Raw genomic sequence first — 12,243 nt, 5'->3', positions numbered from 1 at the left:
GGAGTGCTCCTGTAGGTTGAGAGAACGTCTGATGGGTTGCCACCTTGGGCATCAGGTAATCGGTGCCGGGTTGAACAGGGTGATGTCGTTGTGCAACCGGTGCTGTTCGGCCCAGGTCTGCTTGCGGCCGCTGGCCACGTCCAGGTAGTAATGGAACAGCTCCCAACCCAGCTCTTCGATGGTCGAACGGCCTGTGGCGATGCGCCCGGCGTCGATGTCGATCAGGTCGGGCCAGCGCTGCGCCAGTTCGCTGCGGGTGCATACCTTGACCACCGGCGCCATGGCCAGGCCATACGGGGTACCGCGGCCGGTAGTGAATACGTGCAGGTTCATGCCAGCGGCCAGTTGCAGGGTGCCGCACACGAAGTCGCTGGCCGGGGTGGCGCAGAAGATCAGGCCTTTGCGGTTTACCCGCTCGCCAGGGCCAAGCACGCCCTGGATGGCGCCGCTGCCGGACTTGACGATCGAACCCAGCGACTTCTCGACGATATTGGACAGGCCACCTTTCTTGTTGCCCGGCGTGGTATTGGCACTGCGGTCGGCGGCGCCTTGCTGCAAGTAGCGGTCGTACCAGTCCATCTCGCGCACCAGGGCTTCGGCGACGTCCTGGTTTTCGGCGCGAGAGGTCAGCATGTAGATGGCGTCGCGCACCTCGGTCACTTCCGAGAACAGCACGGTGGCGCCGGCGCGTACCAGCAGGTCGGACGCGTAGCCCAGTGCCGGGTTGGCGGTAATGCCCGAGAAGGCGTCGCTGCCGCCGCACTGCATGCCAAGGATCAGCTCGCTGGCGGGTACGGTTTCGCGTCGGCGCTGATCGAGTTTCTTCAGTCGGGTTTCGGCCAGTTCCATGATCTGTTCGATCATTTCCACAAAGCCCAGGCTGGCGTCCTGCAGGCGGTACAGCCACGGGTCGCTGAGGTCCACCGACGGGTCGTTGTCGTGCATCACCTGGCCGGCCTGCAGTTTTTCGCAGCCCAGGCTGATGACCAGCGCCTCGCCACCCAGGTTGGGGTTGCGCGCCAGGTTGCGCACGGTGCGGATCGGGATGTAAGCGTCGCGCGCGTTGATGGCCACGCCGCAGCCGTAGCTGTGGGTGATGGCTACCACGTCGTCGACGTTGGGGTACTTGGGCAGCAGTTCGCTGCGAATGCGCTTGACCGCATGCTCCAGCACGCCGGTAACGCATTGCACGGTGGTGGTGATGCCGAGGATGTTGCGGGTGCCGACGGTGCCGTCTGCGTTGCGGTAGCCTTCGAAGGTGAAGCCCTCAAGGGGGGGCAAAGGCTGTGGGACAGCGTCACAGCGCGGCAGGCTGTCCAGCTCGGGGGCGGCCGGCATGGCCAGCTGGCTTTCCTGCACCCAGCTGCCCTGGCGCAGGTCTTCCAGCGCGTAGCCGATGATTTGCCCATAGCGGCGCACAGGTTCGCCCTTGGCGATGGCCACGGTGGCCACCTTGTGGCTTTGCGGCACGCCTTCGATCAGGGTCAGGCCGTCGGCGAAGCGGGCGCCTTCGCCCAGGCCGCCGTCGTTTACAACCACCACGACGTTATCGTCGTCGTGCAGGCGGACGTAGCGGGGCGAGTCGGAATGTTCGATCAACTGCATGTTTGGGCCCTACTTGTCAGGTTCTCAGGCTTTTTGTACATCCGCCCGCACCGGGTAACCCGGCGCGGGCGTGTTCACTCAGTGGCGCGAGCTGGCCAGTTCGCCGTTGGCGGCAGGCTCAGCCTGTGGCTTTGGGGCATCGTCGCGCAGCTCGATACGCTTGATCGGGCCGACGATCACCAGGTAGCTGAACACGGCCACCAGGGCGTTGGCACCTACATAAACCAGTGCCCACTTGAACGAGCCGGTGGCGCTGATGATGTAGCCGATCACGATAGGGGTGGTGATCGAGGCGATGTTGCCGAAGGTGTTGAACAGGCCACCGGACAGCCCGGCGATCTGTTTGGGCGAGGTGTCTGCCACCACCGCCCAGCCCAGCGCGCCGATGCCTTTGCCGAAGAACGCCAGGGTCATGAAACCGACCACCATCCATTCGGCGTCGACGTAGTTGCAGAACACCATAGTGGTCGACAGCAACAGGCCACAGACGATCGGCAGTTTGCGCGAAAAGGTCAGCGAGTTGCCCCGGCGCAGCAGCCAGTCCGAGATCACGCCACCCAGCACACCACCAATGAAGCCGCAGACCGCTGGCAGCGAAGCGATGAAGCCCGCCTTGAGGATGGTCATGCCGCGCTCCTGCACCAGGTACACCGGGAACCAGGTGAGGAAGAAGTAGGTGATGGCGTTGATGCAGTATTGGCCCAGGTACACGCCCAGCAGCATGCGGCTGGTCAGCAGTTGCTTGATGTAGCCCCATTTCGGGCCGTCGTTGCCGCGCTTCTGGTCCATGTCCACCAGGCCGCCGTTCTGCTCGATGTGTTCAAGCTCGCTTTGGCTGATGCGGGGGTGTTGGCGCGGGTTGTGGATGGTCTTCAGCCATACCATGGAGAACACGATGCCCAGTGCGCCCATGACCACGAACACATGCTCCCAGCCGAAGCTGAACACGATCCAGCCCATGATCGGAGCGAACAGTGCGGTGGCGAAGTACTGTGCCGAGTTGAAGATGGCCGAAGCCGTGCCACGTTCCTGTGTGGGGAACCAGGCGGCGACGATGCGCGCGTTACCCGGGAACGACGGGGCTTCGGCGAAGCCAACCAGGAAGCGCAGGGTGAAGAGGGTCACTACGGCCCAGGCAATCGGCAGGCCACCGACAAAACCCTGCAGTAGGGTGAACAGCGACCAGGTGAAGATGCTGAAGGCGTAGACGTTCTTGGAACCGAAACGATCGAGCAGCCAGCCACCAGGAATCTGGCCAGCCACGTAAGCCCATCCGAAGGCGGAGAAGATATAACCGAGGGTTACGGCGTCAATGCCGAGGTCTTTCTGCAGGCTGGAGCCTGCGATTGCAATGGTAGCGCGGTCGGCATAGTTGATCGTGGTCACCAGAAACAGCATGAACAGGATCAGGTAGCGCACATGCGTCTTCTTAGTCGCTTGCATGCTGGTAATACTCCCACTAGTTATTTTTGTGCGGGCTCACGAATTGTAACCGGAGTGGGGCTTCCCACTCCGGGTGCGGCAAGGGCAGGCCGCAGGGGGTCGCTTATTGCGGACCCATCTTGTCCATCAGGGCAGCGAGCATTTCGTACTCTTCGGCAGTCAGGTCGGTCAGCGGCGTGCGCACCGGGCCTGCGTCGTAACCGGCAATTTTGGCGCCGGCCTTGACGATGCTGACGGCGTAGCCGGCTTTGCGGTTACGGATGTCCAGGTACGGCAGGAAGAAATCGTCGATCAGCTTGGCCACGGCGGCGTGGTCGTCACGGGCGATGGCGTTGTAGAAGTCCATGGCGGTCTTCGGCACGAAGTTGAACACGGCGGAGGAGTACACCGGTACGCCCAGGGCCTTGTAGGCAGCAGCATACACTTCGGCGGTCGGCAGGCCACCCAGGTAGCTGAAGCGGTCGCCCAGGCGGCGACGGATCGACACCATCAGCTCGATATCACCCAGGCCGTCCTTGTAACCGATCAGGTTCGGGCAGCGCTCGGCCAGTTTTTCCAGCAGGTCGGCGTTCAGGCGGCAGACGTTGCGGTTGTACACCACCACGCCGATTTTTACCGATTTGCACACCGCTTCAACGTGGGCGGCAACGCCATCCTGGCTGGCTTCGGTCAGGTAGTGTGGCAGCAGCAACAGGCCCTTGGCACCCAGGCGCTCGGCTTCCTGGGCGTATTCGATGGCCTGGCGGGTGGAACCACCTACGCCGGCGAGGATAGGTACCGAAGTGGCGCAGGTGTCGACGGCGGTCTTGATCACCTGGCTGTATTCGCTGGCAGCCAGGGAGAAGAACTCACCGGTGCCGCCAGCGGCGAACAGGGCACTGGCGCCATACGGGGCCAGCCATTCCAGGCGTTTGATGTAGCCAGCCTGGTTGAAATCGCCCTGGGCGTTGAAGTCGGTGACCGGGAAAGACAGCAGGCCGTGGGAGAGGATGGATTTCAGTTCTTGTGGAGTCATTGTTGTAGGCATCCTGTGGCGCTTGGGTGAAGGGTGTTGTTCTGTGTTGGAGGTAAGTTATCGTACAACTAGTACGATGACTAGTCCCTTTGCGAGATTTTTTTGCAGTGGGGCAGGGAAGAAGGGTTATTGCCTGTCCTGACCTGTTCACGGGACAAGCCCGCATCCACAGGTGCAGCACCACCTTTGAGACCAGCGCAGCCCCTGTGGGAGCGGGCTTGCCCGCGAAGAGGCCGGTACAAGTAAAAACCGAAGGCGCAGGAGATACCGATGGCAGCCTACCTGCAATCAGTCATCGTATCTCTTGAGAGGAAGGGAAAAACGATCGCGGAGACAGGCGCAAGCCCGCCGCCCGCATCCACGGGAAGTGTTCTGGGACCAGCAGAGGGTGACCGGGGAAACGGGGGCGGCCTTGCGCCGCCCCGCGATCAAAGCAGAGGAAACGGTAGGTCAGGCAGCGTGCTGGCGCTTGACCTGCGCCTTGCGTACCTGGGCACGGCAAGCATCGCCGAATGCCTGGAAGATCTTGATCGAATCAGGGTTTTTCGCCGCTTGCCACTCCGGGTGCCACTGCACGGCGAACAGGAACGGCGAAATGCTTGGGGCGTGAATGGCCTCGACCAGGCCATCTTCGGCGTGGGCGATGGCTTCGATGCCGGCGCCGAGTTTGCGCAGACCTTGGCCATGCAACGAGTTGACGCGAATCTCGTCGGTACCCAGGGTGTCCTGCAGCCAGCTGCCTGGCTGGATTTTCACGCCATGAACCTGAGCGTATTGCACTTCAACCGGGTCTTCCGGGTTTTCCCGGTGGTCGTTGAAGCCCGGCTCGGCGTACACCTTCTGGTAGATGTCGCCGCCCAGGGCGACGTTGATTTCCTGCATGCCACGGCAGATGCCGAAGATTGGCAGGCCACGCTTGATCGCCGCCTTGACCAGCGGGATGTCGAACAGGTCGCGGTTCTGGTCCTGGCCTTTGCCTGGGGTCTGGTTTTCCTGGCCGTACAGGGCCGGGTCGATGTTGCTGCCAGCGCCGGTCAGGTACACGCCGTCGGCCATGTCCAGGTAGGTCTCGAGGTCTTCAGTGCCGCAGCAGGTGGGCACCAGCACCGGAACGCAATCAGAGAACTCGACCAGCGGCGTGATGTATTTGTGGGTCATGACCTGATAGTCATGGCCTTTGCGCTCTTGGCTGCCCATGGTCATCAGGACGACGGGTTTGCGCAGGGAAGGTTGCTTGTTGCCAATGTTGCTGTTGGACATATGTCACCTTGGGACAGGTTCAGCCTGTCGTTGTTGTGCAGGTGCACGGCGCGGAGCCTTGGGTGCAGCCTGTAGCCCCGAGCACTGCCGGCTCGTCAGAGGCGACGATTCCGGTCGGGGCATGTAGATAGCTTGCCAGAGCCGTTCGATATGTCAAACGACTGAAGAGGGCTTTAACGCGGGGAATGCACCGGTTTTTGGGGGCTGAAACCGATGCGGGCCTGTAGCAGCGTGGGTTTGGCGGGGGTGTCGGTCAATAATATTTAACGATGCAGTCGGGTCTTTGCAGCGGTGCAATAAAGTGTTGCTTGTGCCAGCCTCTTCGCGGGCACGCCCGCGAAGAGGCCAGAGCAGGTTTCAGTGCAGTATCTGCGCCAGAAACGCCTTGGCCCGGTCGGTGCGCGGCTGGTTGAAGAACACCTGCGGCGGGCTGTCCTCGATGATATGCCCACCCTCCAGGAACAGCACCCGCTCGGCCACTTGCCGGGCAAAGCCCATTTCATGAGTGACGCACAGCATGGTCATGCCGGTGCCGGCCAGTTGCACCAGCACATCCAGCACTTCGGCGACCATTTCCGGGTCCAGTGCGGAGGTTGGCTCGTCAAACAGCATGATCCTCGGCTTCATGCACAGCGCCCGGGCGATTGCCACGCGCTGCTGCTGGCCACCGGATAGCTGGCTGGGGTACTTGTGCGCCTGGCTTTCGATACCCACCTTCTTCAGGTACGTGCGCGCCCGTTCCTCGGCGTCCTTGCGCGACAGCCCGCGCACGCTGGTAGGGGCCAGCAGGCAGTTGTCCAATACGCTCATGTGCGGGAACAGGTTGAAATGCTGGAATACCATGCCGATATCGCTGCGCACCTGCGCCGCTTCACGGGTGGTGGCGGCGAGGTCGATGCCGTCGACCTTGATGCTGCCCTGCTGGGCCACCTCCAGGCGGTTGATGCAGCGGATCAGCGTCGATTTGCCCGAGCCGGACGGCCCGCACAGCACGATGCGTTCGCCTTCGCGCACCTGCAGGTCGATGTCGTGCAGCACGTGGTACGCGCCGTAGTGCTTGTTCAGGCCTTCGATGCGGATCAGCACCTGGCGTGGGTCGGGCTCGGGGGCAAGGCTGGCAAGGCTCAGTGGTGCGGTCATGGTTGTTTTTCTCCCGCGTGGGTTCAGTCGAAACGGGTCGCGCTGTAGGGCGCGGGGTCGGTGAAGGGGTGTTCGCCGGTGATCAGCTCGGCCACCAGCCGACCGCTGACCGGGCCCAGGGTGAGCCCGTGGTGGGCGTGGCCGAAGTTGAACCACAGCCCCGGGTGGCGCGGTGCCGGGCCGATCACCGGGCGCATGTCGGGCAGGCACGGGCGACGGCCCAGCCACGGCGTGTCATCGAGGCGTTCGCCCAAGGCCGGGAACAGCTTGCGCGCCAGGGCCTCGCAGCGGCCCAGCTGGATCTGGTTACCGGGCGCGCTGGCTGCGTCGAACTCGATGCCTGTGGTCAGGCGCACGCCGCGCGCCATCGGTGCCAGCACGTAGCCGCCCTGGGTATCGCAAATGGAATGCTCCAGTTGCGCGCCGTCACGGGTGCTGTAGTGCATGTGGTAACCGCGCTTGATCGCCAGCGGGATCTGGTAGCCCAGGCCGCTGAACAGGTCGGCCGATTGTGGGCCGAGGCAGGCCACCACTTCGTCGGCGGTAATCGGGCCGCGGCGGCTCTCGACCCGCCATTGGCCGTTGGCCTGGCGCAGGCTGCGTGCATCACCATGCAGGAACTGCCCGCCGCGTTGCTGGAACAGCGTCGCGTAGCCACGGGTGAGGGCGCCGGGGTTGTTCACGGTCTTCGGGTCGAGCCAGTGAATGCCGCCGACCACGGTGGCGTCCAGCTGGTGCTCGCGGGCCTGCAGTTGCCCGCATTCAAGGATTTCAAATTGCAGGCCATAGCGGCTCAGGCCCTTGGCATCGGCCTTGGCCTGCTCGAACAGGGCCGGGTCGCGGAACACTTCGATCCAGCCTTTGGCTTGCACCAGCCCTTCAAGGCCGGCGGCGGCGACGAACGCGTCGTGTTCTTCGACGCAGCGCTGCACCAGCGGCAGCATGTCAGCGGCGGCACCGGCCAGCCGACCAGGGGCTGACTGACGCCAGTAGCGCCACAGCCACGGTGCGGCCTTGGGCAGGTGCGCCAGGCTGTAGCGCACATCGGGCTGGCGGTTCAGGCCGTAGCGCAGCAATGCGCCCAGTTGCCGGGGAAAGGCATAGGGGATGACGCTGGAGCGCTCGATCAACCCGGCGTTGCCGTGGCTGGTGCCGCTGCCCGGTTCGTCGCGGTCGATCAGGATCACCTGGCGCCCGCGGGCCTGCAGGTGCAGCGCGGTGCTGACGCCGACGATGCCGGCGCCGAGGACAAGGGTCTGGCAATGCATGGAACGTATCCTTCGGTCAGTTCAGGTGGCGGCCCAGGCGGGCTTCCAGGTGTTTCAGCAGGCGCCGCACCAGTTCCACGATCACCAGGTAGAGCACAGCGGCCCACAGGTAGATCTGGAAGTCGAAACTGCGCGAGAAGGCCAGTTTGGTCACGCCCATGAGGTCGTAGATGGTCACCAGCGAGGCAATCGCGCTGGCCTTGATCATCAGGATCAGTTCGTTGCCCAGCGGGCCGATGGCCACCAGCAGCGACTGCGGCAGGATCACCTTGAAGAAGGTGGTCGAGCGTTTCAGGTTCAGCGCCCGGGCTGCCTCATGCTGGCCGGGGGCCACGGCCATCAGGCTGCCGCGGAAGATCTCGGCCTGGTAGGCGGCGGTGTTCAGGGTGAATGCCAGCAAGGTGCAGAACCACGCCTCGCGGAAGAACCACCACAGGCCCACGTCCTGCCAGAAGCCCTTGAGCGAGCCCAGGCCGTAATACAGCAGGAACAGTTGGGCCAGCAGCGGCGAGCCACGGAAGAAGTACACGTAACCGGCGGCCATGCGCTGCAGTACCAGGCTGCGCGACATGCGTGCCAGGGCCAGCAACAGGCCGAGCACGGCGCCCAGGCTGAAGGAAATGGCCACCAGCTTGGCGGTTACCAGCAGGCCATCGAGAAAGCGCGGGCCGTAGCGCTCCAGCAGGTCGGGGTCGAGCACCAGTGCCAGCAGTTGTTCGAAGCTCATGCGCGTGCTCCTTGCAGGTGGCGGTTGCTGCGCCGTTCGATGTAGGCGAACACGCGCCCGGAAAGTGCCGCGAACAGCAGGTAACCCAGGCAGGCGACGCCGTAGAAGAACATCGGCTCCTTGGTCACGCTGACCGCCAGGTTGGTCTGGCGCATCAGGTCGACCAGCGAAATGGTCGACACCAGCGAGGTGTCCTTGAGCAGCGACAGCCAGTTGTTCGACAAGCCGGGCAGGGCGATGCGGGTCAGTTGCGGCAGCAGCACCTTGAAGAAGCCGGTGCGCTTGCTCAGGCCCAGTGCCGAGCAGGCTTCCAGCTGGCCTTTGGGCAGGGTCTTGAAGGCTGCGAGCCAGATTTCGCTGGAAAACGCGGCGAACACCAGGCTGAAGGCAATCATCGCGGCAAGGAAGGTGTTGATCAGGAACTCACCCTCGTAGCCCATGGCGGCAAGGATCTTCTGCGCGGCGATCTGGCAGCCGTAATAAATGATCAGCAACGTCAGCAGCTCTGGCAGGCCGCGGAACACGGTAGAGAACGTGGTGGCCCAGGCCCGTGGCAGGCGTTTGCGTGAGCGTGCGGCCAGGGCAACTACCAGGCCCAGCGGCAGGCCGATGGGCAGGCAGGCCAGGGCGAGGGAAACCGTAACCAGCGCGCCGGCCAGCAGCGCCTGGCCCCAGCCTCCACTGGCGAAGGACAGCAAGGACAATTGATCGAGCATGACAAACACCTTGTGTTGACCTCACCGGCCTCATCGCCGGCAAGCCAGCTCCCACAGGTACACCTCTGTTCTTCAGGTCAGTGAGCAACCTGTGGGAGCTGGCTTGCCGGCGATAGGGCCCGGTCAGGCAATGCGGGCTTGAAGGTCAGTTGTAGATATCGAAAGCGAAGTACTTGCTGGCGATCTTCTGGTAGGTGCCGTTGGCCACGATCTGTTGCAGTGCAACGTTCAGGCGCTGGCGCAGGGCCTCGTCGTCCTTGCGCACGGCAATGGCAGCATCGGCTTTGGTGTCTGCCACGTCGCCGAGGATCTTGCAGCAATCCCCACCGTTCTTGGTCATCCACTCGTGCAGCGGGAATTTGTCGGCAATCACCCCGTCCAGGCGCCCGGCGGCCAGGTCGGCGTTGGCTTCGTCCATGGTCGGGTACAGCTTCACGTCGGCACCGGCCTTGCCATACACGTCTTCGGCGTAGATGGCCTGGGTGGACGACGACTGGGCGCCGACGGTGTAGCCGACGAAGTCAGTCTGGGCGCTGTCGATCTTGCTGTCCTTGGCGACGGCAACGGTCAGCGGGGTGCGGTAGTAATGGTCGGTGAAGGCGATTTTCTTGCGACGTTCTTCGGTGTCGATCATCGAGGCGACAATAGCGTCATACTTGCGGGCCATCAGGGCCGGGATGATGCCTTCCCAGTCCTGGGCCACCAGCGTGCACTCGACTTTCATCTGTTCGCACAGGGCGTGGGTGATGTCGATGTCGAAGCCGTGCAGTTTGTTATCGGCATCGACATAGTTGAAGGGCGGGTAGGCGCCCTCGGTGGCAAAACGCAGGGTTTCGGCACTGGCGGCACCCGTCAGCAGCAGGGCACACGCACCCACCAAGGCCATGGTCTTGTTCATCTCGCACCTCATTGCACTCTTGCTATTGTTGTTTGCCCGCCGACCACGAGGTGTAGCCGACGAACTCGTTATGTAGAGCGGCAGTCGCTTCCAAGCGTTTTTCAACATCAGGCCCGAGTTTCTTGCAGACCTCGTTGACCATCAGGTGAACCCACGACAGCATCGTCGAGGTGGATTCCCAGAACAGATTGAACTCGGTGGGGATGCGGAACACCTCGTCGGCGTTGGCATCGGCCCAGTCACAGAAGGTGTCGGTCACCAGGGTGACCGCGATGCCCGCCTCGCGCGCCTTCTGGCACAGCATCAAGGCATGGCGGGAATAACGGCGCGCTTCGAACACCACCAGGGCGCTGTCTTCGGCGCGGCCCAGCAACACGTCGCCGAAGTGCCCGGCGCTGATATCGACCAGCTGCACGCCATCGCGCAGGTATTGCAGCAAGTGGCTCATGCACATGGCCACGCCGCGCTCGGTCTGGAAGCCGGCAATGAATACCCGTGGCTTGCTGGCCAGGCGTTGCGCCACGCTGTGCCAGGCCGGGCTCTGGCGGTATTCGTGCACGCGCACCAGGGCGGCGATCTCCAGCTCCAGGCTGCCGGCGTTGTCGCTGGCGTCCTGGTTCTGGCGGTAATCTTGCAGGCGGTCACCCACCAGCCACGGGCCGTCGCCCAGGTCGTTCTGCAGGTCTTGCTTAAGCGCCTTGAGGTGGGCATAACCCAGTGAGCGGCAGAAGCGCCCGACGCTGGATTCGCTGACGCCCAGCTTGGCGGCGATGCTGGCCGAAGTCTGGAACGGCAGTTCGTGCAGGTTGGCGAGCATGTAGGTGGCGATCTTGCGGCCCGAGGCAGCGGCCCCTTCGAGGCTGTTTTCCAGGCGTTGCTTGATCGGTTGGCTCATGCTGTGGCTCCAGGGGTAAGGCTTGGGGAAGAAAATGAATGTTTTCTGTCATCAAGTCAACATTTGACAGATTGCTGTCACATGCAGGAAAGTTTTTGTCGTTGCAACGCTGTAGCCATTCCAAAATCAACAAGGAGCTTCAGATGTCCGCACCTTCTACCGGCACTGTCGTGCGTGTGCCTTTTACCGAACTGCAGGGCCTGTTGCAGTCCATCTTCCAGCGCCATGGCTGCAGCGAGCGTGTGGCTGGGGTGCTGGCTTACAACTGTGCCAGCGCCCAACGCGATGGCGCGCACAGCCATGGGGTATTCCGCATGCCCGGGTATGTTTCGACCCTGGCCAGTGGCTGGGTTGACGGCCAGGCCATACCGAAGGTCAGTGATGTAGCTGCCGGCTATGTCAGTGTCGATGCAGCCGGCGGCTTTGCCCAGCCGGCGCTGGCTGCGGCCCGCGAGCTGCTGGTGGCCAAGGCGCGCAATGCCGGCATTGCCGTACTGGCGATCCACAACTCGCACCACTTCGCGGCACTGTGGCCGGATGTAGAGCCGTTCGCCGAAGAGGGCCTGGTGGCCCTGAGCGTGGTCAACAGCATGACCTGCGTGGTGCCGCATGGCGCCCGCAAGCCACTGTTCGGCACCAACCCCATCGCGTTTGCTGCGCCTTGCGCCGAACACGACCCGATCGTCTTCGACATGGCCACCAGCGCCATGGCCCACGGTGACGTGCAGATTGCTGCGCGTGCCGGCCAGCAACTACCGGAAGGCATGGGTGTGGATGCCAACGGCGAGCCGACCACCGACCCGCTGGCGATTCTGGAGGGTGGCGCCTTGCTACCGTTTGGCGGGCACAAGGGCTCGGCGCTGTCGATGATGGTCGAGTTGCTGGCGGCGGCGCTGACGGGCGGGCATTTCTCCTGGGAGTTCGACTGGTCCGGGCACCCGGGGGCAAAAACGCCATGGACGGGGCAGCTGATCATCGTCATCGACCCGCACAAGGCCGAGGGCGAGCGGTTTGCCCAGCGCAGCCGCGAATTGGTGGAACAGATGCAGGCGGTGGGGTTGACCCGCATGCCGGGTGAGCGGCGATACCGCGAGCGTGAGGTGGCCGAGGAGGAGGGGGTGGCGGTGACTGAGCAGGAGTTGCAGGGCCTGAAAGAGCTGCTTGGCTGAACCGGCCTCTTCGCGGGTAAACCCGCTCCCACAGGTATGCGCTGAACCTGTAGGAGCGGTTTTACCCGCGAAGAATCCAGCACAGATTCCCAGCCATGCAATGTTGC

At 63.3% G+C, this 12,243-nt stretch carries 11 protein-coding genes; 1 reads left to right on the top strand and 10 read right to left on the bottom strand.

Going from position 1 to position 12,243, the window contains the following annotated elements; all coding sequences use genetic code 11:
- Positions 1-51: 51 nt before the first annotated feature.
- The 10 genes from garD to N436_RS11570 form a co-directional block, all read right to left on the bottom strand.
- Entirely contained in the window at positions 52-1,605 is a 1,554-nt protein-coding gene (garD, locus tag N436_RS11620) for a galactarate dehydratase (protein WP_110741088.1), read from the bottom strand.
- Positions 1,606-1,683: 78 nt separating this feature from the next.
- A complete protein-coding gene (locus tag N436_RS11615) occupies positions 1,684-3,048 on the bottom strand; it encodes an MFS transporter (protein ID WP_110741087.1) in 1,365 nt (454 codons plus the stop codon).
- A 103-nt stretch (positions 3,049-3,151) separates the two neighbouring features.
- Positions 3,152-4,063: a 5-dehydro-4-deoxyglucarate dehydratase gene (kdgD, locus tag N436_RS11610; RefSeq protein ID WP_016713836.1), complete on the bottom strand. Its 912-nt coding sequence runs from the start codon at positions 4,061-4,063 to the stop codon at positions 3,152-3,154.
- Positions 4,064-4,513: 450 nt separating this feature from the next.
- Positions 4,514-5,323, bottom strand: coding sequence for a gamma-glutamyl-gamma-aminobutyrate hydrolase family protein (locus tag N436_RS11600; protein WP_105947473.1), 810 nt, complete (start codon positions 5,321-5,323; stop codon positions 4,514-4,516).
- Positions 5,324-5,680: 357 nt separating this feature from the next.
- On the bottom strand, positions 5,681-6,463 hold the full coding sequence (locus N436_RS11595; protein ID WP_110741085.1) for an amino acid ABC transporter ATP-binding protein: 783 nt from the start codon (positions 6,461-6,463) through the stop codon (positions 5,681-5,683).
- Between the two features lie 23 nt (positions 6,464-6,486).
- A complete protein-coding gene (locus tag N436_RS11590; RefSeq protein ID WP_110741084.1) occupies positions 6,487-7,731 on the bottom strand; it encodes an FAD-binding oxidoreductase in 1,245 nt (414 codons plus the stop codon).
- Positions 7,732-7,747: 16 nt separating this feature from the next.
- Positions 7,748-8,458: an ABC transporter permease gene (locus N436_RS11585; RefSeq protein WP_016713840.1), complete on the bottom strand. Its 711-nt coding sequence runs from the start codon at positions 8,456-8,458 to the stop codon at positions 7,748-7,750.
- Entirely contained in the window at positions 8,455-9,174 is a 720-nt protein-coding gene (locus N436_RS11580) for an ABC transporter permease (protein WP_016713841.1), read from the bottom strand. The genes N436_RS11585 and N436_RS11580 overlap by 4 nt, the downstream gene beginning before the upstream one ends.
- 145 nt (positions 9,175-9,319) lie before the next feature.
- Positions 9,320-10,072: a transporter substrate-binding domain-containing protein gene (locus N436_RS11575; protein WP_110741083.1), complete on the bottom strand. Its 753-nt coding sequence runs from the start codon at positions 10,070-10,072 to the stop codon at positions 9,320-9,322.
- Positions 10,073-10,094: 22 nt separating this feature from the next.
- Positions 10,095-10,967: a MurR/RpiR family transcriptional regulator gene (locus tag N436_RS11570; RefSeq protein WP_110741082.1), complete on the bottom strand. Its 873-nt coding sequence runs from the start codon at positions 10,965-10,967 to the stop codon at positions 10,095-10,097.
- A gap of 143 nt (positions 10,968-11,110) precedes the next feature.
- Here N436_RS11570 and N436_RS11565 point away from each other — a divergent pair, with 143 nt between their 5' ends.
- Entirely contained in the window at positions 11,111-12,136 is a 1,026-nt protein-coding gene (locus N436_RS11565; RefSeq protein WP_110741081.1) for an Ldh family oxidoreductase, read from the top strand.
- The last annotated feature ends 107 nt before the right edge of the window (positions 12,137-12,243 follow it).

This window comes from Pseudomonas sp. RV120224-01b, from assembly GCF_003208145.1.
Lineage (GTDB): Bacteria > Pseudomonadota > Gammaproteobacteria > Pseudomonadales > Pseudomonadaceae > Aquipseudomonas > Aquipseudomonas monteilii.
Note: the sequence above shows the minus strand (reverse complement) of the source record. Positions and strands in the feature narration are given on the sequence as shown.

Coding starts and splice junctions, on each gene's coding strand:
- N436_RS11595 (WP_110741085.1), bottom strand. CDS start 6,463: ATGACCGCACCACTGAGCCTTGCCAGCCTTGCCCCCGAGCCCGACCCA.
- N436_RS11615 (WP_110741087.1), bottom strand. CDS start 3,048: ATGCAAGCGACTAAGAAGACGCATGTGCGCTACCTGATCCTGTTCATG.
- N436_RS11585 (WP_016713840.1), bottom strand. CDS start 8,458: ATGAGCTTCGAACAACTGCTGGCACTGGTGCTCGACCCCGACCTGCTG.
- N436_RS11590 (WP_110741084.1), bottom strand. CDS start 7,731: ATGCATTGCCAGACCCTTGTCCTCGGCGCCGGCATCGTCGGCGTCAGC.
- N436_RS11565 (WP_110741081.1), top strand. CDS start 11,111: ATGTCCGCACCTTCTACCGGCACTGTCGTGCGTGTGCCTTTTACCGAA.
- N436_RS11575 (WP_110741083.1), bottom strand. CDS start 10,072: ATGAACAAGACCATGGCCTTGGTGGGTGCGTGTGCCCTGCTGCTGACG.
- N436_RS11570 (WP_110741082.1), bottom strand. CDS start 10,967: ATGAGCCAACCGATCAAGCAACGCCTGGAAAACAGCCTCGAAGGGGCC.
- N436_RS11580 (WP_016713841.1), bottom strand. CDS start 9,174: ATGCTCGATCAATTGTCCTTGCTGTCCTTCGCCAGTGGAGGCTGGGGC.
- N436_RS11600 (WP_105947473.1), bottom strand. CDS start 5,323: ATGTCCAACAGCAACATTGGCAACAAGCAACCTTCCCTGCGCAAACCC.
- kdgD (WP_016713836.1), bottom strand. CDS start 4,063: ATGACTCCACAAGAACTGAAATCCATCCTCTCCCACGGCCTGCTGTCT.
- garD (WP_110741088.1), bottom strand. CDS start 1,605: ATGCAGTTGATCGAACATTCCGACTCGCCCCGCTACGTCCGCCTGCAC.